Genomic DNA, 24292 nt, shown 5'->3' on the forward strand with positions numbered 1-24292 from the left:
CTCCGCTGCGGGCGCGGGCCGTTCACGTGTGTCACACCGGCTCGATGAAGCCCTGCTCCACCAGCAGCCGGATCGCCTCCGGCGTACGGTCCCTCAGCACCACCGGGTCCTCGCCGAGCAACTGGGCGATGGCGTCGAGAATGCGGCCGGCCGAGAGCGTGCCGTCGCAGACACCCGCGAAGCCCGCGCCCACGGTGTCGACCCGCGTCGCACGGCGCATGCCCCGCTGCGAACGCAGCACGACGTGCTCGGGATCCTCGGCGCCGGGCATACCGACCTGCTCCTGCACCACCTCGTCGGCGAGCCGGAAGCGGGCGTCCAGCAGGGCCGCGTCGTCGTGGGCCCGCAGGAAGTCCTGGCGGCCGAACCATGCGTCGATGTGCGGGCCGAGCGGCTGCTCCACGGGGTGCGGCCACTCCTCCGCGACCACCACGGGCCGGTCGGAGCCGGTCCTGCGCACCGTGATCCAGCCGAAGCCGACGCCCTTGGCCTTGCGCTCCTCGAAGGCGTCGAGCCAGGCGTCGTAGCGGGCCGCGTACTCCTCCGCGCCTGCCAGATGGTCGCCGCCGTCACGCAGCCACAACTCGGCGTACTGGGCAGCGTCCTGCACCTCGCGCTGCACGATCCACGCGTCGCAGCCGCGCGGCACCCAGGAGGCGACGCGGTCCCGCCAGTCCTCGCCCTCGGTGTGCTCCCAGTTGGCGAGCAGCTGGAGGTGGCCGCCTTCGGTCAGGTGATCGCCGGCCTGCTGCACCAGCGTGCGGCACAGGTCGTCGCCGGCCATGCCGCCGTCGCGGTAGGTGAAGCGGCCACCGGGCGAAATGACGAACGGCGGGTTGGACACGATCAGGTCGAAGCGCTCGTCGCCGACCGGCTCGAAGAGACTGCCCTGCCGTACGTCGGGCTCCGGAGCCCCGGACAGGGCGAGCGTGAGCCGGGTGAAGTGCAGGGCGCGCGGGTTGAGGTCCGTCGCGGTGACCCGGGTGGCGTGGCGCGAGGCGTGCAGCGCCTGGATGCCGGAGCCGGTGCCGAGGTCGAGCGCGCTCGCCACGGGGGTACGGACGGTGATCCCGGCCAGGGTGGTGGAGGCACCGCCCACCCCGAGCACCAGGTCCGCCCGGTCCACGCCGGGCGCCGTGCCGATGCCGCGCACGCCCCGCGATCCGCCCACGGCGCAGCCGAGGTCGGAGACGATCCACCAGTCCTCGCCGTCGTCGCCCCCGTACGGACGCACGTCCACCGTGGCCCGCACCTCGTCGCCGTCCCGCACCAGCCAGCCGCCGGCGACAGCGGCGTCGAGCGGGAGCACGTCGCGCAGCCGCCCGTACGGGACGGGCTGCTGAAGCAGGAAGAGCCGCACGAGGCTCTCCAGCGGGCGGCCGCCGCGCGTGGCGCGCAGGGCGGGCACGGTCTCGGCCCGCGACAGGGCCGCGTAGGCGGTCGCGCCGAGCAGTTCCAGGCAGCCGTCGGCCGTGAAGGCGGCGGCGCGCAGGGCGTCCCTGAGGCGGTCGGCGCTGTCGGGGGCGGGCAGGGGCGGCGGGGGCGGCTGCGTACTCACCAGGCCATTGTCTCCCCCGGCGGGTCGCCCACCCGCCCTCGCACGCTCAGGACTTCGCCGGGGCGGCGCCGGACTCCTGGCAGCCGGGCTGCTTCGCCATGGCCTGGCCGACCTCGCCCTTGCGGAGCGTGTCGAGGGCCTGCTCACCGCTCTTGCTGACCTTGGCGAGGTTGTCGGAGACGCCCTTGAGGCCGTCGGCGAACTTCGCCTGGTCGTTGACCGGGATCTTGTCGATCTGCCGGCGCAGGTTCGCGTACGAGGTCGACAGCGAGTCGAGGTCGTTCACCGCGTCCTTCTTGAGCCGGCCGCCGTTGTCGACGGGCGGGTCGCCGGCCTTGTCCACGATCTGCGCGAGCTGCCGGTAGGCGTCGGAGATCTGCTGGAAGGCGCTGGAGTCGGCCTGCCTGACCTCGATCGGCTTGCCGTTGCTCGGAGTGTTGCTGATCTTCGTGTTGGCGCCGTTGATCTGCTTCACCTGGGCGGCGGCCTGGGTGCAGACCGTCTTCGCCCAGCTGTCGAGCTCTTCGTTGCCGTTGTCACCGCATCCCGCCAGCGTTCCCGTCGCCAGGATCAGAGCCGTAGCGGGCAGTGCGGCCGCGAGTTTCTTCTTCACGGCCCGGGAACCTACACGGCCGCTGCCCGCGGGCCGTATCCGCTCCGCACGATATGCCGATCAATAACCCATATGAACCAAAAAGAGGGTGAGGGATCTGACGCGAATGCGGGCGGCGGGCGCCATCCTTGTGGATGACGCCCGCCGCGCCCGCACGGTTCGTGCCGGATTCAGCTCACTGCGCGTCAGACGGCCGCCGTCGCGGACGGGTCGGCTGATCGCTTGGCGCTCCCGGAGTCCCCGCCTTTGTCGTCGCCGTCGTCGTCCCCGACCGCGATGCCGCGGCGCTTGGACATGTAGACGGCGCCGACGATGACCGCCAGCGACACCACCGCGACGCCGATGCGCACACCGAGGCTGGCGTCGTCGCCGTACGAGAACTTGACGACGGCCGGGGCGATCAGCAGCGCCACCAGGTTCATGACCTTGAGCAGCGGGTTGATCGCGGGGCCCGCGGTGTCCTTGAAGGGGTCGCCGACGGTGTCGCCGATGACGGTCGCGGCATGGGCCTCACTGCCCTTGCCGCCGTAGTGGCCGTCCTCGACCATCTTCTTGGCGTTGTCCCAGGCGCCACCGGAGTTGGCGAGGAACACCGCCATCAAGGTGCCCGCGGCGATGGCTCCGGCGAGGTACGAGCCGAGCGAGCCCACGCCGAAGCAGAAGCCGACCGCGACCGGGGCGAGCACGGCGAGCAGACCCGGCGTGGCCAGTTCGCGCAGCGCGTCCTTCGTGCAGATGTCCACGACCCGCCCGTACTCGGGCTGCTCGGTGTAGTCCATGATCCCGGGCCGCTCGCGGAACTGCCGGCGCACCTCGAAGACCACCGAACCGGCGGAACGGGACACGGCGTTGATGGCCAGTCCGGAGAAGAGGAAGACCACGGCCGCGCCGAGCAGCAGCCCGACCAGGTTGTTCGGCTGGGAGATGTCCAGGTCCAGCCACCGCAGATCGCCGGCGGAGATGTTGGCGTCCCGGACGGCGGTGTCCACGGCCTCCTTGAAGGAGCCGAAGAGCGCGGTCGCCGCGAGAACGGCGGTCGCGATCGCGATTCCCTTGGTGATGGCCTTGGTGGTGTTGCCCACCGCGTCGAGGTCGGTGAGGACCTGCGCGCCCGCGCCGTGGACGTCACCGGACATCTCGGCGATGCCCTGGGCGTTGTCCGAGACCGGGCCGAAGGTGTCCATCGCCACGATCACGCCGACGGTGGTCAGCAGGCCGGTACCGGCCAGCGCCACCGCGAACAGCGCCAGCCACACCGAGGTGCCGCCCAGCAGGAAGGCGCCGTAGACCGACAGACCGATGAGCACGGCCGAGTAGACCGCCGACTCCAGGCCGAGCGAGATGCCGGACAGGATGACGGTGGCCGGCCCGGTGAGCGAGGTCTTGACGATGTCCCGCACCGGCCGCCGGCTGGTCTCGGTGAAGTAGCCGGTCAGCTGCTGGATGAGTGCGGCCAGCACGATGCCGATGGCGACCGCGACCAGCGCGAGGACACGCGGGTCACCGGGGTGCGAGGCGATGTCGCCGGGCACGTTCTTCAGGTCCGCGTACGTCGAGGGCAGGTACGCGAACGCCGCCACGGCCACCATCACCAGCGAGATGACGGCGGACACGAAGAAACCGCGGTTGATCGCGGTCATGCCGCTGCGGTCGTTGCGGCGGGGGGCCACCGCGAAGATGCCGATCATGGCGGTGAGCACACCGATCGCCGGGATCAGCAGCGGGAAGGCCAGGCCCGAGTCACCGAAGGCGACCTTGCCCAGGATCAGCGCGGCCACCAGAGTGACGGCGTACGACTCGAACAGGTCCGCGGCCATGCCGGCGCAGTCGCCGACGTTGTCGCCGACGTTGTCCGCGATGGTCGCGGCGTTGCGCGGGTCGTCCTCGGGGATGCCCTGCTCCACCTTGCCGACCAGGTCGGCGCCGACGTCGGCGGCCTTGGTGAAGATGCCGCCGCCGACCCGCATGAACATCGCGAGCAGCGCGGCACCGAAGCCGAAGCCCTCCAGCACCTTGGGGGCGTCGGCCTTGTAGATCAGGACGACGGCGGAGGCACCCAGCAGGCCGAGGCCCACCGTGAACATGCCGACCACACCACCGGTGCGGAAGGCGATCTTCATGGCGCGGTGCGAGACGGTCGTCAGATCCGCCGCGGGCTCACCCTCCGCCGGGGTGGCAGCCCGGGCGGCCGCCGCCACACGGACGTTGCTGCGCACAGCGAGCCACATGCCGATGTAACCGGTGATCGCCGAGAAAACGGCGCCCACCAGGAAGAACACACTGCGGCCGATGCGCTGCGACATGTTGTCCGCGGGCAGCAGCATCAGCAGGAAAAACGCGGCGACCGCGAATACGCCAAGGGTGCGGAACTGTCGTGCGAGATAGGCGTTGGCCCCCTCCTGTACGGCAGCGGCGATCTTCTTCATGCTGTCGGTGCCCTCATCGGCACTGAGCACTTGACGTACCAGCACCGCGGCGAGGCCCAGTGCGGCCAGGGCGACCACCGCGATGACGATCACCAGATTGCGGTTTCCGTCGGTCAGTACGGGCGATGCGGCCAGTGGTTGAGCGATGTCGTGCAGGTGAGGGGTAAGTGGCCCCGCCATTCGTCCTCCTTGACGTTTGGCACATGGGCGCGCGGCTTCGGCGACTTCGCAGCCGCGACACTCAGGCTTGTGAGCTGAGCAAAGATGGACGGATTGTAGGGAGCCCAACTAGATCAAAACAGGGCGCAGGAACCGAATTTCGCCGCCACCAGGGAATTGCAAAGCCCCCCACCTGCAAATATCACCGGAAAAGGTGAACAGTCCGCGGGTAAGTGGATCAACAGGAAGAGTGAACCGACGCGGGGCCGAGCCCGCCGTACTGACCTGCGGCGGAGGTATTCGGGCAGCCGTCGGCGGGCGTTTCCGGATGCGACACGGAACGCCCGTTCGAAACATGCGTACGGCTACGCCGGAATGCCGCGGGGCCCGTACCGGGGCGGCCCGCGGCAGGGGCGCTAGAGCGCGACCGGATTGAGCGGCCAGCTCATCCGAATGACGTCGCCGTACTCGCCGGATACGACCTCGACGTCATCGACGAGACCGCTGATGACGGCGAGACCCATCTGGCTCTCGTCCTCGGCCTCCGATGTCCCGGAGGAATCGGCGCCGTCCGGATGCGGCGCCGGATGCTCGGCAGGTCCGTCGGTGCGGGCTGCGGGAACGGAAGCGCCGGAAGCGTCCGTTCGGGTGACCGAAGGGCCGGTGGCCGAGGGATCGGGGCCCTTGTCACCGACCTCGATGGTGAACTTCTTCTCCTCCTCGGTCAGCCGCACGTGCACGGGCCGGTCCTCACCGCTGCTGCGGTGCAGGCCGACGGCCCGGCTGCACGCCTCACCGACGGCCAGCCTGACCTCGTCGAGGACGGCCTCGTCCACCCCTGCCCTGCGGGCCACCGCAGCCGCCACCAGTCGTGCGGTGCGGACGTGCTCCGGCAGTGCGCTGAAGAGCAGTTCAACGGTGGGCATGGCCTCCCCCTCGTGCCTGTGGGCAAGCATCACCGGGGCCCGGGCGTCGGCGTCGCCCGGAGCCCCGCGGTCCGGCGTCGGCCGTCAATCGGTCGCCGCGACGGCCTCGTCGACCGAGGTGTGGATGGGGAACACCTTGGTCAGACCGGTGATACGGAAAATCTTGAGAATGCGCTCCTGGTTGCACACCAGGCGCAGCGAGCCTTCATGCGCGCGAACCCGCTTGAGCCCGCCGACGAGTACACCGAGCCCGGTCGAGTCCAGGAAGTCCACGCCTTCCATGTCCACGACCAGGTGGTAACTACCGTCGTTCACGAGTTCAACCAGCTGCTCACGCAGCTTGGGTGCGGTGTACACATCAATCTCGCCGCCGACCTCGACGACCGTACGGTCGCCGACGGTTCGAGTCGACAGGGACAGGTCCACGGATCCTCCAGCACCTTGCATCGAGCGGTCGCCCCCCATGGATCGGCAGCCGCGATGGCATTCAATCACTTACCAGCGGGCCTGCACGACGCCTTACGGCGATTGTCCGTCATGCCAGTGACACACTGAGTGCCGATGGCTCAGGATCATCTTCCGCAGTCGGCGCACGGCCGAACCTCCCCCCGCGCCCTCCTGGAGCGGTTGGCCTCGGGGGTGGGCAGAGCCGCGCGCATCACCCATACGGAGCACTTGCCCCCGCGCGTGGGTCGCCATGCCGATTGGCCTGATCAGATCCGCGGGGAAGTGATCGACGCCGTGCGGCTGGCCGGCATCGACCGGCCCTGGGAGCACCAGGCGCACGTCGCCGCGCACGCCCTCGCGGGCAGGTCGGCCGTGGTCTCCACCGGGACGGCCTCCGGGAAGTCGCTGGCGTACCTCGTGCCGGTCCTCAGCGCCCTCCTGGACGGCTCGGAGGCGCCGAACGGCCGCGGGGCCACCGCGCTCTACCTGGCCCCCACCAAGGCGCTGGCGGCCGATCAGCGGCGTGCCGTGGCCGACCTGGCGGCCCCCCTGGGCAAGGCCGTCCGGGCGGCCGTCTACGACGGCGACACGCCCTTCGAGGAGCGCGAGTGGGTGCGCCAGTACGCGACCTACGTGCTGACCAACCCGGACATGCTCCATCTGGGGATACTTCCGGGGCACTCGCGCTGGGCCTCCTTCCTCAAGCAGCTGCGCTACGTGGTGATCGACGAGTGCCACACCTACCGCGGTGTCTTCGGTTCGCACGTCGCCCAGGTCATACGCCGGCTCCGGCGTGTCTGCGCCCGGTACGGGGCGGATCCGGTCTTCCTGCTGGCGTCGGCGACCGCCGCCGACCCCGGTGCGACCGCCAGCCGCCTCACCGGTGTCCCGGTGGCCGAGGTCACCGAGGACGCGTCCCCGCGCGGTGAACTGGCCTTCGCGCTGTGGGAGCCGCCGCTCACCGAACTGAGCGGCGAGCACGGCGCGCCGGTGCGGCGCACGGCGACCGCCGAGGCCGCCGACCTGCTGACCGATCTCGTCCTGGACGGCACGCGCACGGTGGCCTTCGTCCGCTCCCGGCGCGCCGCCGAGCTGATCTCCGTGATCGCCAAGGAACGGCTCGCCGAGATCGACCGCACGCTGCCCCGGCATGTCGCGGCCTACCGCGGCGGCTATCTGCCGCACGAACGGCGCGCCCTGGAGCGCGAGCTGCACTCCGGGCGGCTGCTCGGACTGGCCTCCACAACGGCCCTGGAGCTGGGTGTGGACGTCTCCGGGCTCGATGCCGTGCTCCTGGCCGGGTACCCGGGCACCCGGGCGTCCCTGTGGCAGCAGGCGGGCCGGGCGGGGCGCGCCGGCCAGGGGGCCCTGGCCGTGCTGATCGCCCGCGACGACCCGCTGGACACCTATCTGGTCCACCACCCGGACGCCCTCTTCCGCCGCCCGGTGGAGTCGACCGTGCTCGACCCGGACAACCCGTACGTCCTGGCCCCGCACCTGTGCGCGGCCGCAGCGGAGCTCCCGCTGACCGAGGCCGACCTGGAACTCTTCGGCCCCGAGGCGGCCGTCCTGCTGCCCCAGCTGGAGCGCCGCGGGCTGCTGCGCCGCCGAGCCGGCGGGTGGTACTGGACGCGCCGGGAGCGGGCCGTGGACCTCACCGACATCCGGGGCGAGGGCGGCAAGCCCGTCCAGGTCGTCGAGGTCGGCACCGGGCGGCTGCTGGGCACGGTCGACGCGGGCGCCGCGCACACCACCGTCCACCAGGGCGCGGTGCACCTGCACCAGGGCCGCACCTACCTGGTCCGCGAACTGGACCTGGAGGAGTCGGTCGCGCTGGTGCAGGAGGCCGATCCGCCGTATTCGACGATGGCCCGCGACACCACCTCCATCGCCGTGCTCGACGAGGACCTGGTGGAGGAGTGGGGCGAGGCCCGCCTCCACTTCGGCTCCGTCGAGGTCACCCATCAGGTCGTCTCCTTCCTCCGCCGCCGGCTGATCACCGGCGAGGTCATGGGCGAGAGCAAACTCGACCTCCCGCCCCGGACGCTGCGCACCCGCGCCGTGTGGTGGACGCTCACGGACGATCAGCTGGACGCGGCCGCCATCCACCCGGAGGAGTTGCCCGGGGCCCTCCACGCCGCCGAGCACGCCTCCATCGGTCTGCTGCCGCTCTTCGCCACCTGCGACCGCTGGGACATCGGCGGTGTCTCCGTGCCGCTGCACCCGGACACCGCGCTGCCGACCGTCTTCGTGTACGACGGCCATCCCGGCGGTGCGGGCTTCGCCGAACGCGCCTTCCACACCGCCAGGACCTGGCTGACCGCGACCCGTGAGGCCATCGCGTCCTGCGAGTGCGAGTTCGGCTGCCCCTCGTGCGTGCAGTCCCCCAAGTGCGGCAACGGCAATGAGCCCCTGGACAAAGCGGCCGCGGTGCGCGTCCTGGACGTGCTCCTGGCCACCACTGGTGACGAGGGCGGCAAGGGCGCCGACGACGGCGGTGGACCGCCCGCGGAGTCCTGAGGCCCCGCACGGGACCGGACCTCGGCGGGTCCAACGGCGGCCGTGACGTCGGCGATCTCGCCCGTCACCGCGCAGCGCACCAGGCGGGCGTGCTGCGCCGCGGCCACCCTCGCGGCGAGGGCGCAGGCCGCCTCGCCGCCGCGCAGGGCGTGGTCGGCCGCGGCGAGCGCCGCGAGGTCCGCGGCGGCCCCGGCGCGGTGCCGGGCGGCGATCGCGGCACCCAGGGCGAGCACCACGCAGGCCGCGAGGACCAGGACCGCGCCCAGCAGCGCCGCCCACACCGTGGCCGAGCCCCGGTCCCTCCCACGCCTCACGACGTCTCCCCCGGCTGCCGGGCGGGCTCCTGCCGCCCCTCCTGCCCTTGCTGCCCCTCGACGGCGGCGACCGCCTCGCCGTGAAGCGTGAGCGAGAGCGAACGGGTCTCGACGGTGACCCGGACCAGGCCGTCGCCCCGCCGGACCGCGATGCCGGCCCCGGCGGGTGCCGCGGACCGCGCCGCCGCCAGCACGGCGCCCTCCGGCTCGTCGCGGGCCGCCGCGCGGGCCCCGGCCCGCGCGGCGTCGACGCACCGGATCTGCGCGGCGGCGGCCGCGAGTCCCCACAGCAGCATCGCCGTCAGGAGTACCAGCGACGGGATGACGACGGCTGCCTCGGCGGTGACGTAGCCGCCGTCCCGGGCCCGCCTAGAACGCCACATCGAGGGCCCGCTTGATCAGCCCGCCGAGTGCGTCGCTCACCATGCCGGAGGTGACCACCTTGTAGAGCACGGCGGCGAAGCCGCAGGCGGCCAGGGTGCCGACCGCGTACTCGGCCGTCGTCATCCCGCTCTCGCCGGTCCTGCACCGGCGCGCCAGCTTCCTCAGAAATCGCATGACTCCCCCTCAGATCGTTCCGCCGGCGAGGATCGCCCCCGCCAGTCCCATGACCACCGGCGCGACCCCCACGAGGAGGAAGGCCGGCAGGAAGCACAGCCCCAGCGGGGCTGTGATCAGCACGCCTGCACGCCGTGCCCGGGCGAGCCCCGAGCGGGCGTGCGCGGCCCGGCAGCCGGCCGCGAGCCGCGAGATCTCCTCGACCGGCGGCACGCCCGTCGTTGCGGCACGCTCCATGCAGCGCGCGAGTTCCCGGCAGCCGAGCCGGTCCAGCCGGGCCCAGCACTCGGCCGGGTCGCCGCCCAGCCGGAGTTCGGCGGCGGCCCGGGCCAGGGCCTCGCCGAGAGGTCCGCCGAGGGACGGCCCGACCGCCTCCGCGGCCTCCCGCGGACCGGCCCCGGCCGCCACGCAGGCGGCGAGCAGATCGGCGGCGAGCGGAAGCTGACGCTCCGCCCGGCGCAGGTCCGTGTCGCCGTCTGCGCGCTCACGGCGCTGCCACCGCCGCATCCCGTACGCCGCGGCGAGCCCGGCAAGGCAACCGGGCAGGCCGCCGACCAGGGCGAAGGCACCCAAGGCGACGCCGGCGGCCGGTGCCCACATGCGCACGGCGCTCATGCGCGGCCGGGCCCGGGTACGGGCGTGGTGGACAGGTGCTCCCAGGAGCTGCCGGCCCCGGCGCCGGGCCGCACTCTCACGACGGGCCGCGGCCAGCGCCCCCGCCGTGCACAGGGCGGCGGCCACCACCGCCACGACGATCCCCAGCCTGTGGACGAACTCGCCGCTCATGACGCCTCCGCCGTCCGCACGATCCGCGCCGTCCAGGCCAGCCCGGCCCACTCCAGCAGTCCGCCGGCAGCCAGGCAGCCCAGTCCGAACGGGGTGCGCAGCAGCGTCCCCACCGGATCCGCGCCCAGCCCGGTGCCCAGCACCAGCCCGAACAACGGGAGCAGCGCCAGCATCAGCACCGTGGAACGAGGCGCGGCCAACTGGGCGCGCAGATCCTCCCGTTGATCGCGCTCGGAACGCAGGGCCGCAGCGATCCGGTCCAAGCCGTCCGCGAGGCCGGCGCCGCCGTCCACCGCGACCCGCCAGCACGCGGCCACCCCGGCCAGCCCTTGGGCACCGTCGAGGCGGGCGGCCGTCCCCAGTGCCGCCGGCACATCACCGCCGAAGCGCGCGGCGGCCAGCAGCGGCAACGCGGCGTCGGCAAGGACAGGCCGGCCAGGCCAGCCCTCCCGCAGCAGCGCCCCGGCCAACGCGCCGTGCGGGGCCAGCCCGGCCCGCAGATCGCCCGCGACAGCGGAGCACAACGTGCCCACGGACACCGCCCGTTCCTCCGCCACCACCCGCGACTCCCGACCGCGCAGCCACCGCCCCACGAGCGGTACCGCGCCGGCCGCCAGCACCGCGGGCACCACCGAGTGCGTGAGCACTCCGATCATCAACCCAGCTGGCAGGCACAGCAGTTCACGTCCGAGCCGCCAGCCGAAACGGGCCCGGAACGGCTCCAGGAAGGCCTGGGCTCGCATTTCCAGCCTCCGCAGCCCCGGGACCCCGCCCGCCGACCCCGGAGGCCCCCAGGGGCCCGCCAGGAGCGTTCGCGCCCGGCGCACCGCCTCGTCCCGCACGCACAGCACCCACGCCGCCGCGCCCGCGCACAGCACGGCGACGAGCACCAGGGCGCTCATGCCGCACCCCGCTCGCAGAGTGCGGCCAACCGCGTCCATCCGGCGCCCCGTTCACCGTCGCGCAGAGCGGGAACGGTGCCGACGAAGCCGTCCGCGCCGCGCTCCAGCACATGGACCTCGGCGACCCGGCGCCGTCCGGTACGGTCCCGGACCAGATGCACGACCACCGACAGGGCTGCGGCCAGCTGGCTGTGCAGCGCGGCCCGGTCCAGCCCGGCCACGGCGCCCAGCGCCTCCAGCCTCGCAGGGACGTCGCAGGCGGCGTTGGCGTGCACCGTGCCGCAGCCGCCTTCGTGCCCGGTGTTCAAAGCGCCCAGCAGATCGAGCACTTCGGGTCCGCGCACCTCGCCCACGACCAGCCGGTCCGGCCGCATCCGCAGGGCCTGCCGTACGAGGTCCCGCAGCGTGACGAGCCCGGCGCCCTCCTGGTTGGCCGGCCTGGTCTCCAGCCGGACGACGTGCGGGTGCCGGGGGCGCAACTCGGCGGAGTCCTCTGCGAGGACGATGCGTTCACCCGCATCGACCAGGCCCAGCAGACAGCTCAGCAGGGTCGTCTTGCCCGAGCCCGTGCCCCCGGAGACGAGGAAGGACAGACGGGCGTCGAGCACCGCCCGCAGCAGCGCGGCCGTGCCGCGGTCCATGCTGCCCGCCGCCACCAGTTCCTCCAGCTCGAAGGCGCGGGTGCGCACCACGCGCAGCGACAGGCACGGGGCACCGACCACCACGGGCGGCAGCACGGCGTGCAGCCGGGTGCCGTCCGGGAGACGGGCGTCCACCCAGGGCCGGGCGTCGTCCAGCCGACGGCCCGCGGCGGTGGCGAGCCGCTGCGCCAGCCGGCGCACCGCGAGCGCGTCCGCGAACCGCACGCCCGTGCGCTCCAGCCCCGCGCCGCGATCGATCCAGACCTCCTCCGGTCCGTTGACCAGCACATCGGTGACATCGGGCTCGGCGAGCAGGGACTCCAGAGGACCGGCCCCGACCATCTCCGAGCGCAACGTGGCCACCACGTCCAGGACTTCGGTGTCACCGAGCAACCGGCCCTGCGCCCGCAGGGCGGCGGCCACGCCCGCCGGGGTCGGTTCGTCACCGGCGGCGGCAAGCCGGAGCCGCACGGCGTCCAGCAGCCCGGGGGCCGTCATGCCGGCGCTCATGCGGTCACGCCCCCGCCACTCGGCAGGGCGGCCGCCAGGAACGCCGTGCTGAAGCGGGCCAGCGGTCCGTGCACGCCGCCCCCGGGCGGCTCGCCCCCGTCCAGGGACGCGGGCAGCCCCGGCTCGGCCGGCAGCTCACCCGCGAGGGGCAGGCCCACCAGGTCCGCGACGGCCTCGTCGGTCAGCCCGGAGGCGAACGGCCCGCGGACGACGACCCGCAGGTCCCGCAGCACCATGCCCATCCGGGAGGCGACCCGGCCCGCCGCCGCGACGGCCCGCAGTTCGGCGGGCACGACCAGCAGGCCCACGTCCGTCTGGGCCAGTGCCTCGGTGACGGCCTCGTCCATCCGCCGCGGCAGGTCCACCACGACCACTCCGCCGCGGCGCCGGGCGGCGCCCATGACCGACCGCATCGCCTGCGGCGGGACGACCACCGTGTCCCCGCGGTCCCAGCTCAGCACGCTCAGGGCGTGCGCACGCGGCAGCGACTCCTCCAGCGCGCCGCTGTTGACCCGGCCCCGGGACTCGGCGAGGTCCGGCCAGCGCAACCCGGCCACCCTTTCCGCGCCGAGCAGCACGTCCAGACCGCCGCCGAGCGGGTCGGCGTCGACGAGCACCGTGCGGCGCCCGGTGCGCGCCGCCGTGACGGCCAGCGCACACGCCAGCGTGCTGGCCCCGGCGCCACCACTCCCCCCGACGACCCCGATCGTGAGGGCCGGGTCGCCGACGCCCTCCGCCGCGTCGGCGATCCGGTCGGTCAGCCACGACTCGGCGTCGGGCAGGAAGGCGACGTGGTCGGCGCCGACGTCCACCGCGCGCCGCCAGACATCGGGGTCGTCCAGATCGCGCCCCACGAGAAGCACGCCGCGACGCCGGGCCGTACCGGAGAGCCGCCCGGTGTCGTCCGCGCCTACCAGGACCAGCGGAGCGCGCTCCCAGCTCCGCGGCCCCGGCGGCGCGCCGAAGATCACCTCGGGTTCAGCGCCCGCCGCCGCGCACAGCCGCAGCAGGTCGTCGAGCAGGTCGCCGTCCTCGGTGACGATCAGCGGCCCTCCGCGGCCCTCCGGCCCACCCGCGTCACCGCGCCCCGGCACACCGGGAGGCGCGCCTTCCGCCCTCGGCCCCCAGCGCGTCCCCGGCTCCGGCCCCGGAGATGCTCCGCGTGGTCTCCCGGACAACCTTCCGCTTGCCGGATTATCGCCCTGCGTTCCCTTTGTCCCGGCTTTGATTGAATCGACCACGATCCACCCCGCCCTCCTCGCTCGTTCCGGCCCGCCCCAACGGCACCGGGCATAAGCGCCGAACACATCTCCGGCGCAACATTTACGGCCAGAGTCGCGCGAGTTGGCGAAAGTTGTTGATCTTGATGTGAATCGGTGGATAACTCAAGGGTTGTGGATATCTCCGCCACCCGTGCGGGTGACTTCGACCACTTCTGCCGGACGGCACACCGGATTCGCACCGATGGCATTGGTCACGCATAGTGACGATCAGGGGACAGAACGAAACCCGCCCGCCGACGGCGGTGAAGTGCGGAAAACGAAGCGGGGCCACCCGGGCCTCAGCGCTGAAAGTGTCCCCGGACATGCGACGACCCCCGCCGGGGGGGAGAGCGGGGGTCGTCCCCACGGTCCGACTCGGGGGGGGAGGAGCCAGACCGGGTTAGCACGGTCGCGAACGATCCGTGACTTCCATGGTGTACCCGAAGGCCCTCTCAGGCAAACCCACGCGCCGGAGCTTACGCCGAATGGTGGGTCCCTATGCTCGTCCTCGTGGAAAACCACCTGTCGCCGCGCACTGCCGCGTTCTTCGATCTCGACAAGACGGTGATCGCCAAGTCGAGCACCTTGGCGTTCAGCAGGCCCTTCTATCAAGGCGGCCTCATCAACCGGCGCGCCGTGCTGCGGACTGCCTACGCCCAGTTCGTCTATCTGCTCGGCGGCGCGGACCACGACCAGATGGAGGGGATGCGAAAGTACCTCTCCGAGCTCTGCCGCGGCTGGAATGTCCAGCAAGTGCGGGAGATCGTGGCCGAGACGCTCCACGACCTCATCGACCCGATCATCTACGACGAGGCCGCCTCCCTCATCGAGGAGCACCACCTCGCCGGGCGCGACGTCGTCATCGTCAGCGCCTCGGGCGCCGAGGTCGTGGAACCCATCGGCGAGATGCTGGGCGCCGACCACGTGGTCGCCACCCGGATGACGGTGGAGGACGGCCGCTACACCGGCCGGATCGATCACTACGTCTACGGCCCGGCCAAGGCGGAGGCGATCGCCCGGCTCGCCGACTCCGAGGGCTACGACCTCGAGCGGTCCTTCGCCTACAGCGACTCCGTCACCGACATCCCCATGCTGGAGGCGGTGGGACACCCCTACACGGTCAACCCCGACCGCGGGCTGCGCCGCGAGGCCGTGTCGCGCGAGTGGCCGGTCCTCACCTTCAGCCGCCCGGTGCGGCTGCGCCAGCGGGTGCCGTCGCTGGCGATCCCGACCGGTCCCGCACTGGCGCTCGCCGCGGTGGGCGCCGCCGCGGCGACGGCCGGCCTCGTCTGGTACGCCACCCGGCGCCGCCGCACGGCCTGAGCGCGGCCCGCCGGCACCCGAACGCACCGCACACCCCGCGCCACCGCCACCGCCACCGCCACCGGCATCACCCCGCCCCGGGGCCCACCCCACCACCTGTCCGTTTGGTGTCGATCGCGTGGATCGTCCCGTTGTGCAAAGAAGTGCGGTGAGGACTTCCGGTTCCTCCCCTGGTGCAGTAAAAAGGTCATAAGGCCCGCGTGACCACGGACATCCGAGAGGAACCCCGTCGTATCAGGCCCCACGGACCGAGCATGACCACCGGGCACCCACGCGACGCAGACCCGCTGACCGGGCCGGCCGCACCAGGTGACGGGCAAAGATCCCGACCTGATGGGCAAATATCGTGCACGCTTGGTAACTCGACGATCATGCCAGCGGCGGCACCCGCGGGTGCCGCCGCATCTTCGTTCCCAGGGCCTCAGGCAGCGCCGCGCTGAAGCGCCTCGCAGACGGCCACGCTCTCCCGCACGCCCAGCCCCACCGCCTGGCCGCAGTGCGCGATCCAGGAGGCCATCCCCTCGGGCGTCCCTGACACGTATCCGCGCAGTGCCTTCAGGTACTCGGCGCGGCCCAGTTCGGCGTGGCCGACCTCGGCCGGGCAGATCGACTTGGGGTCGAGACCGCTGCCGACCAGCACGAGGCGCTGTGCGGCCCGCGCCAGCGGCCCGTTGTACGCGCCGAAGGGGCGCAGGCACAGCAGCTCCCCGTGCACGACGGCCGCGACGACGAGCGCGGGCGCGTCGCTGCCCGCGAGCAGCAGTTCTGCGAGGCCGTCGAGCCGGGCCACGACCTCCGGGGCAGTCGGCAGCGGGAATTCCGCCTCTTGCAGCAGGGGTTCGTCCACCGGTTCCCCCGCCAGCCGCGGCCGGCCGACGGTCTCGTCCGGGGCCGCGCCGCCGGCCGCGACCAAGTGGAGCCGGGCCAGTGCCTGCAACGGCGACTGCCGCCAGACACCGAGCAGTTGGCCGGACTCCGCGGTCAGCCGCAGCGCCGCGCCGACGGTGCGCGGTTCTCCGTCGACGGAGAAGTCGCTGCGCCGGCGGACCTCCTCCAGTGCCCAGTCGGCGCCGGCGAGCGCTGCCGAGGCGCGGGCCCCGCGCAGTGCGGCCTCGGAGGCCACCTCGTCGGAGCGGCGGCGCATCACCCGGTGCCCGTAGGCCTGGTCCACGGCCTTGCGCACGAGGGCCACGGAATCGGCGACTCCGGGGAGCGAGCCGAGAACGGCGAGCGGATCAGCTGTCGTACCCATGAGTACGACCCTACGCACCCCGGTCGGCGCGCCGGCGTGCGAGTGGGCTTCATCACCCGGGCCGGGAAGCGATGGGGAGCGGCCGGAGCGAGGTCGGCCACGGGTCCGTCCGCGGGACCGCCGTGTCCACCGACGGGTGAACTCCCCGCGTGACGCGCGGGAACGCGGCATGGCCGGGACTACGCTTATCGAACATGAAGATCGCTTTCGTCGGAAAGGGCGGCAGTGGCAAGACCACGCTGTCCTCCCTCTTCGTCCGTCACCTCTCGACCGCGGGCGTCCCCGTGGTCGCCGTCGACGCGGACATCAACCAGCACCTCGGCCCGGCGCTCGGGCTCGACGAGGAGGAGGCCGCCGCCTTCCCCGCGATGGGCGCGCACCTGCCGGAGATCAAGGAGTACCTGCGCGGCGCCAATCCGCGGATCTGCTCCGCCGAGACCATGATCAAGACCACGCCGCCGGGGCACGGCTCGCGCCTGCTGCGGGTCACCGAGGACAACCCGGTCTACGGCGCCTGCGCCCGCCCGCTGTCCCTGGAGGGCGGCGAGGCGCGCCTGATGGTGACCGGCCCCTTCAGCGAGTCCGATCTCGGCGTGGCCTGCTACCACTCCAAGGTCGGCGCGGTGGAGCTGTTCCTCAACCACCTGGTGGACGGCCGCGACGAGTACGTCGTCGTCGACATGACGGCAGGCAGCGACTCCTTCGCCTCCGGGATGTTCACCCGCTTCGACATGACCTTCCTGGTGGCGGAACCGACCCGAAAGGGCGTCGCCGTCTACCGCCAGTACAAGGAGTACGCCCGGGACTACGGCGTCGCGCTGCGCGTGGTCGGCAACAAGGTGCAGGGGCCGGACGACCTGGACTTCCTGCGGGCGGAGACCGGGGACGACCTGCTGGTGACGGTGGGTCACTCCGACTGGGTGCGCTCCATGGAGAAGGGCCGCCCGCCGTCCTTCACCTCACTCGAGGAGCCGAACCGCCGCGCGCTGCGCGTGATGCACGAAGCCGCGGACGCCGCGCACGCGGCCCGGGACTGGGAGCGCTACACCCGCCAGATGGTGCACTTCCACCTGAAGAACGCCCAGAGCTGGGGGAACGAGCGCACCGGCGCCGATCTGGCCGCACAGGTCGACCCGGCCTTCGTCCTCGACGAACGGCTCACCCTCACGAGTTAATCACTCGCCCAGGCGGGCGAATCTTCATCCAAAGACCTTTTGTGTGGATTACTCTCCATTTACCGACCCTTGGGAGTAGCGAGACCGTCACATTCCGTCGACACCCTTGCTCCAGGATTCGGCAGCTGCACCGCAGCACAGCACCCGCCGCACAGCCGTGACCACGACCGCGTACGCGCACACCGCACGCAGCCGCGCCGCCCCGGAGGAGACGGGAACATGCACCCCACGCACCAGCCGAAAGCCCAGCCGCCCGGCCGTCCCCGCAGCCAGGGCTCCCCGAAGGAACCACCGCGTGCCCCCGGGCCGCTTCCCCAGCCGTCGCAGGGGGCCCGCGACGGCCGTCCCGCCGTCGTATGGCGGCACGATCTGTCCGCCTCCGTCGCGGTCTTCCTGATCGCCGTCCCGCTGTCGCTGGGCATCGCCCTCGCGACCGGCGCCCCGCTGCAGGCCGGGCTCGTCGCGGCGGCGGTGGGCGGCATCGTCGCCGGGCTGCTCGGCGGCGCCCCGCTCCAGGTCAGCGGTGCCGCCACCAGCCTGGTCGTGGTCACCGCCGACCTCGTCCACCGCTACGGCTGGCGCACCACCTGCGCCATCACCGTGCTCGCCGGCGTCTGCCAACTCGCCCTCGGGGTCGTTCGGGTGGCCCGTGCGGCACTCGCCGTCAGCCCCGCGATCGTGCACGGCATGCTGGCCGGCATCGGCGCCGCCATCGCCATCGCCCAGCTCCATGTCGCCCTCGGCGGGCAGCCGGACCGCTCGGCCCTGGCCAATCTGGCCGCACTGCCACGGCAGTTGGCCGCGCCGCATCCCGGGGCGCTGCTGGTCGGCGCGGTGACCGTGGCCGTCCTCGTCCTGTGGCCCCGGCTGCCGGGCAGGGCGGGGCGCGCGATGCGCTCCGCCGTTCCGGCACCGCTGGCCGCGATCGCGGCGGCCACGGCGGTCGGCGTGCCGATCGTGCTGCCCCGGGTGGAGCTCCCCGCGCTGCACGCGGTGGCCATGCCGGGCCTGCCCCAGGGGCCGGTCGCCGGTATCGCCGCCGCCGTCCTGACGGTCACGCTGGTGGCCAGCATGGAGTCGCTGCTGTCCGCGGTGGCGATCGACAAGCTGCGCACGGGCCGCGCCGAGCCGGGCGACGGCACCGGCGGCCGCGCCGATCTGAACCGCGAACTGCTCGGCCAGGGCGCCTCGAACGTCGTCTCAGGACTGCTCGGCGGCCTGCCGGTGGCCGGCGGCGCGATCCGCGGCTCGGCGAACGTCGCCGCGGGCGCCCGCACACGCCGGGCCACCGTGCTGCACGGCGTGTGGGTGCTGGTGTGCGCCGGGCTGCTGGCCGGGGTGCTGGAGCTGATCCCGCTGGCCGCGCTCGCCGCGCTGGTGATGGTGGTCGGCATGAAGATGGTGAGCTTCGCGCACATCAGGCATGTGCAGCGGCACCGGGAGTTCCCGGTGTACGCGGCCACGCTGGTCGCGGTCGTCGCCTTCGGCGTCCTCGCGGGCGTCACGACCGGCATCGTGGTGGCGGTCTTCCTGTCGCTGCGGCGGCTGACCCACACCCGGATCACGGTCTCGGAGGAGTCCGGGGTCCACCGGGTGCACGTACGCGGGCAGTTGACGTTCCTCGCGGTGCCCCGGCTGACCCGGTCGCTGGCGGAGGTGCCGGACGGGGCCAACGCGGTGGTCACGCTGGACGGCTCCTTCATGGACCACGCGGCGTACGAGACCCTGCACCACTGGTGCGAGGCGCACCGGGCGCGCGGCGGCTGGGCGACACTCACCGGCCCCACCGGTACGCCGATCACGGTCCCGGCGAGCACACACGCGTGCCGCCCGTGGACACCGTGGCGCAACCACCACTGCACCAGGCCGGGCGCCGGATCGGGCGGGGCCGGACAGCTGGTCGGCGGGCTCAGCGCCTTCCAGCGCAACACGGCCCCGCTGGTCAGGGAGGAACTGGCGCGGCTCGCCCGGGAAGGCCAGCGGCCCACCCAGCTCTTCCTCACCTGCGCCGACTCCCGCCTGGTCACCAGCATGATCACCTCCAGTGGTCCCGGCGACCTCTTCACGGTGCGCAACGTGGGCAATCTGATGCCGCCACCCGGTGACGACGCCTCGTGCGACTCGGTCGGCGCGGCCATCGAGTACGCGGTGGAGGTGCTGAAGGTCGACAGCATCACCGTGTGCGGCCACTCCGGCTGCGGCGCGATGCAGGCACTGCTCGGCGGCGGCCGGCCGCGATCCGGGCGCGCAGACCCCGCTGGCGCGCTGGCTGCGGCACGGGCGGCCGAGTCTGGCCCGGTGGGAGCGCATCGGCCGGCTGGGGCGCGGCGAGGTCGCGGTCGCCGACCGCCCGGTGACCGACGAACTCGAACGGCTCTGCCTCGTCAATGTCGTCCAGCAGCTCGACCATCTGATGGCGCACGCCTGCGTCGCCCGCAGGGTGGCCGAGGGGTCCCTCCAGCTGAACGGCATGTACTTCCACGTCGCGGAGGCCCAGGCGTACGTCCTCGACGCCGGGACCGGCACGTTCGCCGCCGTACAACCGGAGGAACCGGCCCCGGTCCGCTGACCCGCCGCACCCGCCGCATCCCGGCACCCGCCGCACCCACTGTCCCCCGGCCCGCCGGTCACCCGCCGGCGGGCCGGGGTACGCGCGGGCCCCTGGCAGCGTTCCGAGGACAGGTCTAAACCAATATTCGCCGCGAGCCCTTGTCATCCCGCCCCTGTGCTGGTGAGCTATGGCCTGGGACACACGAGGACCCCTGCGAAGGAGCACGGCGTGAGCAACGAGAGCCTGGCCAACCTTTTGAAGGAGGAGCGCCGGTTCGCTCCGCCCGCGGGCCTGGCGGCCGGCGCCAACGTCACCGCGGAGGCCTACCGGCAGGCGGACGAGGACCGGCTGGGCTTCTGGGCGGCCCAGGCCCGCCGGCTGGCCTGGGCGAAGGAGCCGACCGAGACGCTGGACTGGTCGAACCCGCCGTTCGCCAAATGGTTCGCCGACGGCACGCTGAACGTGGCGTACAACTGCGTCGACCGGCACGTGGAGGCCGGCCACGGCGACCGCGTGGCCCTTCACTTCGAGGGCGAGCCCGGCGACACCCGGGCCGTCACCTACGCCGAGCTGAAGGACGAGGTCAGCCGGGCGGCCAACGCGCTGACCGCGCTCGGCGTCCAGGCCGGCGACCGGGTCGCGGTCTACATGCCGATGATCCCCGAGACCGTCGTGGCGATGCTGGCCTGCGCCCGCATCGGCGCCGCCCACTCGGTGGTCTTCGGCGGCTTCTCGGCCGATGCCCTGGCCGCCCGCATCCAGGACGCGGACGCGAAGCTGGTCATCACCGCCGACGGCGGCTACCGCCGCGGCAAGCCCTCAGCGCTCAAGCCCGCCGTGGACGACGCCGTCGACCGCACCGAGAGCGTGAGCAAGGTGCTGGTCGTCCGCCGCACCGGCCAGGAGGTCGCCTGGACCGAGGGCCGCGACGTGTGGTGGCACGAGGCGCTGGAGGCGCAGAGCACCGAGCACACCCCGGAGGCCTTCGAGGCCGAGCATCCGCTGTTCATCCTCTACACCTCCGGCACGACCGGTAAGCCCAAGGGCATCCTGCACACCTCCGGCGGCTACCTCACCCAGGCCGCCTACACCCACCACGCGGTGTTCGACCTCAAGCCGGAGACCGACGTCTACTGGTGCACGGCCGACGTCGGCTGGGTGACCGGCCACTCGTACATCGTGTACGGGCCACTGGCCAACGGCGCCACCCAGGTGCTCTACGAGGGCACCCCCGACACCCCGCACCAGGGGCGCTTCTGGGAGATCGTCCAGAAGTACGGGGTCTCGATCCTCTACACGGCGCCCACCGCGATCCGCACCTTCATGAAGTGGGGCGACGACATCCCCGCCAAGTTCGACCTGTCCTCGCTGCGCGTCCTGGGCAGCGTCGGCGAGCCGATCAACCCCGAGGCGTGGATCTGGTACCGCGAGCACATCGGCGGCAGCCGCTGCCCGATCGTGGACACCTGGTGGCAGACCGAGACCGGCGCCATGATGATCTCCCCGCTGCCCGGCGTGACGGAGACCAAGCCCGGCTCCGCGCAGCGCCCCCTCCCCGGCATCTCCGCGACCGTGGTGGACGACGAGGCGCGCGAGGTGCCCAACGGGGCCGGCGGCTACCTCGTCCTGACCGAGCCGTGGCCGTCGATGCTCCGCACCATCTGGGGCGACGACCAGCGCTACCTGGACACCTACTGGTCCCGGTTCGAGGGCCGCTACTTCGCCGGGGACGGTGCCAAGAAGGACGACGACGGCGACATCTGGCTGCTCGGCCGGGTCGACGACGTGATGCTGGTGTCCGGCCACAACATCTCCACCACCGAGGTCGAGTCGGCGCTCGTCTCGCACCCGAAGGTCGCCGAAGCCGCCGTCGTCGGCGCCGCCGACGACACCACCGGCCAGGCGATCGTCGCGTTCGTGATCCTGCGCGGCGCCGCCGTGGGCGACGACGGCGACGAGCTGATCGCCCAGTTGCGCGACCATGTGAGCAGGACGCTCGGCCCGATCGCCAAGCCGAAGCGGATCCTCACGGTGGCGGAGCTGCCGAAGACCCGCTCCGGCAAGATCATGCGCCGGCTGCTGCGGGACGTCGCCGAGAACCGTCAGCTCGGGGACGTCACGACGCTGACCGACTCCACGGTCATGGACCTCATCCAGGCCAAGCTCCCCTCCGCCCCCGGCGAGGACTGAGCACACTCCGCGGCACAGGCGACGGGCCCCTCAGGGGGCCTTTCGTCTGTCCGCGCGGATCCTGCGGCTCCTGCGGGATGTCCGTAATGTGAACAGCACCGGAGCAGCCCGGCAGCCCCGCCCGTGAGGCTGGACGCGCGTCAGAAACGCGACAGAGAACTGGGTGTGCCGGGAAGTCTGGTCGGCGAGGTGAAAAGCCATTGCCGCACCCGACCGGAGGTCCACCCGTGAACGCGTCCAACCGCCGCCGTTCCGTCTTCCTGGGGCGGATCCCGCTCCTGGAGCGGAACTACGTCGCCGAGGCGCTGCGTGCGGAGACCGTCGGCGGCGTGCTGCTGCTCATGGCGGCCGTGGCGGCGCTGGTCTGGGCGAACAGCCCCGTGAGCGCCTCGTACGCCGCAACCCTCGGCCATCACTTCGGTCCCGCCGTGCTGCACCTGGATCTGTCGGTGTCCCATTGGGCCGCGGACGGCCTGCTGACGGTGTTCTTCTTCGTCGCCGGCATCGAGCTCAAGCGCGAGCTGGTCGTCGGCGAACTGCGCACTCCCTCCGCCGCGGCGCTGCCCGTCATCGCCGCCGTCTGCGGCATGGCGGTGCCCGCGGCCGTGTACGCGGTGGTCAACGCGGCGGGCGGGGGCTCGATGCAGGGCTGGGCGGTGCCGACGGCGACCGACATCGCCTTCGCGCTCGCCGTACTGGCGGTGCTCGGCACCTCGCTGCCCTCCGCGCTGCGCGCCTTCCTGCTCACGCTCGCCGTCGTGGACGACCTCCTCGCGATCCTGATCATCGCGGTCTTCTTCACCAGCGGGATCGATTTCGCGGCGCTGGGCCTGGCCGTCGCCGGCCTCGCCCTCTTCTGGCTGCTGCTGCGCAAGGAGGTGCGCGGCTGGTACTTCTACGTGCCGCTGGCCGTGGCCAACTGGGGGCTGATGCACGCCAGCGGGGTGCACGCCACCATCGCTGGCGTGGCGATGGGCCTGATGCTGCGGTGCCACCACCGCGAGGGCGAGAAGGAGTCGCCGGGCGAGCGGATCGAGCACCTGGTGCGGCCCGTTTCGGCGGGGCTGGCGGTGCCGCTGTTCGCGCTCTTCTCGGCCGGGGTGCCGGTCACCGGGGGAGCGCTCGGGCAGGTGTTCACCCGTCCGGAGACGCTGGGTGTGGTGCTCGGCCTGGTCGTCGGCAAGGCGGTGGGCGTCTTCGGCGGCACCTGGCTCGCGGCCCGGTTCACCAGGGTGGAGCTCAATCCCGACCTCGCGTGGGCGGACGTGCTGGCCGTGGCCTCGCTCGCCGGGATCGGCTTCACGGTGTCGCTGCTCATCGGCGAGCTGGCCTTCGCCGGGGACGAGGTGCTGGCGCCGGAGGTCAAGGCGGCGGTGCTGGTGGGCTCGTGCACAGCGGCCGCGTGCGCCGCCGTCCTGCTGAAGCTGCGCGACAACAAGTACCGCCGCATGTGCGAGGACGAGGAGCGGGACACCGACCTGGACGGCATCCCGGACGTCTACGAATGGGGCAACCCGGAGTTCCATCTGCGCATGGCAGCCATCCACGAGGCGAGGGCCGCCGAGCACCGCAGGCTCGCGGAAGTGGCGCGCTCCGGCGGCGCGGACGAGGATGAGTCGGGCATGATCAGGGGGTAGCCGTAACCCACTTGCCCGTTATGACTTCACGACAATGCGACGAACGACGGAGGACGCGATGAGCCCAGCGGACGTGGACAAGCCCGTGGTGGTGACGGCGACCGCGAACGGCAGCCGCAGTCTCGGCCAGCTCTTCGCCGCGGCCACGGCGGATCTCTCGGAGCTGATCCACGAGGAGATCGCCCTCGCCAAGGCCGAACTCCGGCAGGACGCCAAGCGCGCCGGCATCGGTGGCGGGGCGATCGGGGCGGCCGGCGTCCTCGCGTTGTTCGCGCTGCCCGTGCTGAGCTTCGCGGCCGCGTACGGCATCCACAACCTGGGCCTGGGGCTCGCCTGGTCGTTCCTGATCGTCGGCGGTGCCTTCCTGGTGCTGGCCGGCCTGCTGGGCCTGCTGGCGATGTCGAAGTTCAAGAAGATCAAGAAGCCGGAACGCAGCATCGCCTCCGCCAAGGAGACCGCGGCCGTGCTCCAGGGCGTCAAGCCGCACCCTCGGCCCTCGGAAACGGAAGACACGCTGGAGGCCAAGGTATGACACGCTCAAG

The 24292-nt window shown here is 72.6% G+C and carries 18 protein-coding genes and 2 pseudogenes; 7 read left to right on the forward strand and 13 right to left on the reverse strand.

Features of this window, described 5'->3' with window-relative positions; translation table 11 throughout:
• Positions 1–31: 31 nt before the first annotated feature.
• From RV983_RS17365 to bldG, 5 genes are all read right to left on the reverse strand, one after another.
• Complete coding sequence (locus RV983_RS17365; RefSeq protein ID WP_475986683.1) at positions 32–1558, reverse strand: DUF7059 domain-containing protein; 1527 nt, start codon at positions 1556–1558, stop codon at positions 32–34.
• A gap of 46 nt (positions 1559–1604) precedes the next feature.
• Positions 1605–2171, reverse strand: coding sequence for a small secreted protein (locus RV983_RS17370; RefSeq protein ID WP_475986684.1), 567 nt, complete (start codon positions 2169–2171; stop codon positions 1605–1607).
• Positions 2172–2356: 185 nt separating this feature from the next.
• Positions 2357–4777 (reverse strand): sodium-translocating pyrophosphatase, encoded by a 2421-nt coding sequence (locus RV983_RS17375; protein WP_475986685.1) that lies wholly within the window; start codon positions 4775–4777, stop codon positions 2357–2359.
• A 395-nt stretch (positions 4778–5172) separates the two neighbouring features.
• Entirely contained in the window at positions 5173–5682 is a 510-nt protein-coding gene (locus RV983_RS17380; RefSeq protein WP_475986686.1) for an ATP-binding protein, read from the reverse strand.
• A gap of 84 nt (positions 5683–5766) precedes the next feature.
• The gene (gene bldG / locus RV983_RS17385) at positions 5767–6108 is read right to left on the reverse strand and encodes an anti-sigma factor antagonist BldG (protein WP_018562186.1); all 342 of its coding nucleotides are present in this window, start codon (positions 6106–6108) and stop codon (positions 5767–5769) included.
• A 135-nt stretch (positions 6109–6243) separates the two neighbouring features.
• On the opposite strand from bldG, the gene RV983_RS17390 reads away from it, so the two are divergent.
• Positions 6244–8649: a DEAD/DEAH box helicase gene (locus RV983_RS17390; RefSeq protein ID WP_475986687.1), complete on the forward strand. Its 2406-nt coding sequence runs from the start codon at positions 6244–6246 to the stop codon at positions 8647–8649.
• Between the two features lie 14 nt (positions 8650–8663).
• Here RV983_RS17390 and RV983_RS17395 read toward each other — a convergent pair.
• From RV983_RS17395 to ssd, 7 genes and pseudogenes are all read right to left on the reverse strand, one after another.
• Positions 8664–8963, reverse strand: a pseudogene (locus RV983_RS17395) (Rv3654c family TadE-like protein); the annotation flags it as partial.
• Positions 8960–9346, reverse strand: a complete 387-nt coding sequence (locus tag RV983_RS17400; RefSeq protein WP_475986688.1) for a TadE family type IV pilus minor pilin — start codon at positions 9344–9346, stop codon at positions 8960–8962. The gene RV983_RS17400 and the pseudogene RV983_RS17395, both read right to left, overlap by 4 nt.
• A complete protein-coding gene (locus RV983_RS17405) occupies positions 9333–9521 on the reverse strand; it encodes a DUF4244 domain-containing protein (protein WP_475986689.1) in 189 nt (62 codons plus the stop codon). Before RV983_RS17405 ends, RV983_RS17400 begins: the two co-directional genes overlap by 14 nt.
• 9 nt (positions 9522–9530) lie before the next feature.
• Positions 9531–10307: a type II secretion system F family protein gene (locus RV983_RS17410; RefSeq protein WP_475986690.1), complete on the reverse strand. Its 777-nt coding sequence runs from the start codon at positions 10305–10307 to the stop codon at positions 9531–9533.
• Positions 10304–11209 (reverse strand): type II secretion system F family protein, encoded by a 906-nt coding sequence (locus RV983_RS17415; protein WP_475986691.1) that lies wholly within the window; start codon positions 11207–11209, stop codon positions 10304–10306. The genes RV983_RS17410 and RV983_RS17415 overlap by 4 nt, the downstream gene beginning before the upstream one ends.
• The gene (locus RV983_RS17420) at positions 11206–12360 is read right to left on the reverse strand and encodes a TadA family conjugal transfer-associated ATPase (RefSeq protein ID WP_475986692.1); all 1155 of its coding nucleotides are present in this window, start codon (positions 12358–12360) and stop codon (positions 11206–11208) included. Before RV983_RS17420 ends, RV983_RS17415 begins: the two co-directional genes overlap by 4 nt.
• Positions 12357–13454, reverse strand: coding sequence for a septum site-determining protein Ssd (gene ssd / locus RV983_RS17425; protein WP_475986693.1), 1098 nt, complete (start codon positions 13452–13454; stop codon positions 12357–12359). The genes RV983_RS17420 and ssd overlap by 4 nt, the downstream gene beginning before the upstream one ends.
• 666 nt (positions 13455–14120) lie before the next feature.
• Here ssd and RV983_RS17430 point away from each other — a divergent pair.
• Positions 14121–14945, forward strand: a complete 825-nt coding sequence (locus RV983_RS17430) for an HAD family hydrolase (protein WP_475986694.1) — start codon at positions 14121–14123, stop codon at positions 14943–14945.
• 421 nt (positions 14946–15366) lie between these two features.
• Here the strand turns inward: RV983_RS17430 and RV983_RS17435 are convergent, their stop codons facing one another.
• On the reverse strand, positions 15367–16197 hold the full coding sequence (locus tag RV983_RS17435) for a Fic family protein (RefSeq protein ID WP_475986695.1): 831 nt from the start codon (positions 16195–16197) through the stop codon (positions 15367–15369).
• Positions 16198–16391: 194 nt separating this feature from the next.
• Between RV983_RS17435 and RV983_RS17440 the strand changes: the two genes are divergently transcribed.
• From RV983_RS17440 to RV983_RS17460, 5 genes and pseudogenes are all read left to right on the forward strand, one after another.
• Complete coding sequence (locus RV983_RS17440) at positions 16392–17372, forward strand: ATP-binding protein (protein WP_475986696.1); 981 nt, start codon at positions 16392–16394, stop codon at positions 17370–17372.
• A gap of 219 nt (positions 17373–17591) precedes the next feature.
• Positions 17592–19941, forward strand: a pseudogene (locus RV983_RS17445) (SulP family inorganic anion transporter).
• A gap of 210 nt (positions 19942–20151) precedes the next feature.
• Positions 20152–22113, forward strand: a complete 1962-nt coding sequence (acs, locus tag RV983_RS17450; protein ID WP_475986697.1) for an acetate--CoA ligase — start codon at positions 20152–20154, stop codon at positions 22111–22113.
• Between the two features lie 227 nt (positions 22114–22340).
• Entirely contained in the window at positions 22341–23750 is a 1410-nt protein-coding gene (nhaA, locus tag RV983_RS17455; protein WP_475986698.1) for a Na+/H+ antiporter NhaA, read from the forward strand.
• A 58-nt stretch (positions 23751–23808) separates the two neighbouring features.
• The gene (locus RV983_RS17460) at positions 23809–24282 is read left to right on the forward strand and encodes a phage holin family protein (protein WP_475986699.1); all 474 of its coding nucleotides are present in this window, start codon (positions 23809–23811) and stop codon (positions 24280–24282) included.
• Positions 24283–24292: the final 10 nt, after the last annotated feature.

It is taken from the genome of Streptomyces sp. RLA123, from assembly GCF_056270165.1.

Coding starts and splice junctions, on each gene's coding strand:
- RV983_RS17400 (WP_475986688.1), bottom strand. CDS start 9,346: ATGTGGCGTTCTAGGCGGGCCCGGGACGGCGGCTACGTCACCGCCGAG.
- RV983_RS17460 (WP_475986699.1), top strand. CDS start 23,809: ATGAGCCCAGCGGACGTGGACAAGCCCGTGGTGGTGACGGCGACCGCG.
- RV983_RS17375 (WP_475986685.1), bottom strand. CDS start 4,777: ATGGCGGGGCCACTTACCCCTCACCTGCACGACATCGCTCAACCACTG.
- RV983_RS17410 (WP_475986690.1), bottom strand. CDS start 10,307: ATGAGCGGCGAGTTCGTCCACAGGCTGGGGATCGTCGTGGCGGTGGTG.
- RV983_RS17440 (WP_475986696.1), top strand. CDS start 16,392: ATGAAGATCGCTTTCGTCGGAAAGGGCGGCAGTGGCAAGACCACGCTG.
- RV983_RS17430 (WP_475986694.1), top strand. CDS start 14,121: ATGCTCGTCCTCGTGGAAAACCACCTGTCGCCGCGCACTGCCGCGTTC.
- RV983_RS17435 (WP_475986695.1), bottom strand. CDS start 16,197: ATGGGTACGACAGCTGATCCGCTCGCCGTTCTCGGCTCGCTCCCCGGA.
- RV983_RS17390 (WP_475986687.1), top strand. CDS start 6,244: ATGGCTCAGGATCATCTTCCGCAGTCGGCGCACGGCCGAACCTCCCCC.
- RV983_RS17380 (WP_475986686.1), bottom strand. CDS start 5,682: ATGCCCACCGTTGAACTGCTCTTCAGCGCACTGCCGGAGCACGTCCGC.
- RV983_RS17420 (WP_475986692.1), bottom strand. CDS start 12,360: ATGAGCGCCGGCATGACGGCCCCCGGGCTGCTGGACGCCGTGCGGCTC.
- RV983_RS17405 (WP_475986689.1), bottom strand. CDS start 9,521: ATGCGATTTCTGAGGAAGCTGGCGCGCCGGTGCAGGACCGGCGAGAGC.
- RV983_RS17415 (WP_475986691.1), bottom strand. CDS start 11,209: ATGAGCGCCCTGGTGCTCGTCGCCGTGCTGTGCGCGGGCGCGGCGGCG.